General features: G+C 31.8%; 1 protein-coding gene. It reads right to left on the bottom strand.

The window, feature by feature from the left end; genetic code table 11:
* Nucleotides 1–33 precede the first annotated feature (33 nt).
* Nucleotides 34–726 (bottom strand): ETX/MTX2 family pore-forming toxin, encoded by a 693-nt coding sequence (locus tag Q1A47_RS20505; protein ID WP_166531067.1) that lies wholly within the window; start codon nt 724–726, stop codon nt 34–36.
* Between the last annotated feature and the right edge of the window lie 85 nt (nt 727–811).

Raw genomic sequence — 811 nt, 5'->3', positions numbered from 1 at the left:
AAATTAACATTATTCATAATCTTGAAATAATAATTATTGCTTGACTTTAGTTTCATAATTTAATGCAACGCTAGTGATATTTGTTCGAAGGTTACTACCCACTGCTTTATAGTAAACAGGACCTTTGTAACTCTGTTGTTCAAGATAAGTAGTTGCTTTATACTTTTTATGAGCTGGTACTTTTACATTTTGTGCTGGTGCAGTCAACGTTATGGTTTCTGTATTTGTAGTAGTTTTTGTATCAGAAGAGTTAAACACACCTGTTACTTCCGTACCTTCTTTTAAAATCAATGGCAACTTAAAAATTTTTCCTTTTCCATTGATAGAAAATCCTCTTGTCATCGAAGTACTAGTAGTTTCTGTTACTGTTTTAGTATAGGTGACTGTATTAAACGATTGCTCTGTGTCTGTTGTATTGTTGAATTCATTATGTCCTAAATACAACGGGGTGACATCTTCAAATTTGAAGTCGCTTCTTACGCTGTTAGGATCAACTTCAAGATTGAAATTTGTAGTGACGCTGGTTGGTTTGTCATAAAGAGTATACATACTATCACGAATAGTACCTGCCAAACGTTCATCATAGTAAATATAACCTATGTCATCTAATTTTTTATTTAAATCTACAACTATGATTCCTTGTCTCGCATTATTAGCATTTTCAGCAAATGCTTTTTCTGATAATCCTGAAGTTACATCCACGCCTTCTAAAGTTTTTTTTTTCATAATACTACTACCTCCCTCTATAAATTAAAATTATCTCAGAATTACTCCGTTTTTCTCCCGTTTACTTTATATCATTCAAAGAGAA

Source organism: uncultured Virgibacillus sp. (assembly GCF_947495635.1).
Classification (GTDB): domain Bacteria; phylum Bacillota; class Bacilli; order Bacillales; family Amphibacillaceae; genus Virgibacillus; species Virgibacillus salarius.
Note: the sequence above shows the minus strand (reverse complement) of the source record. Positions and strands in the feature narration are given on the sequence as shown.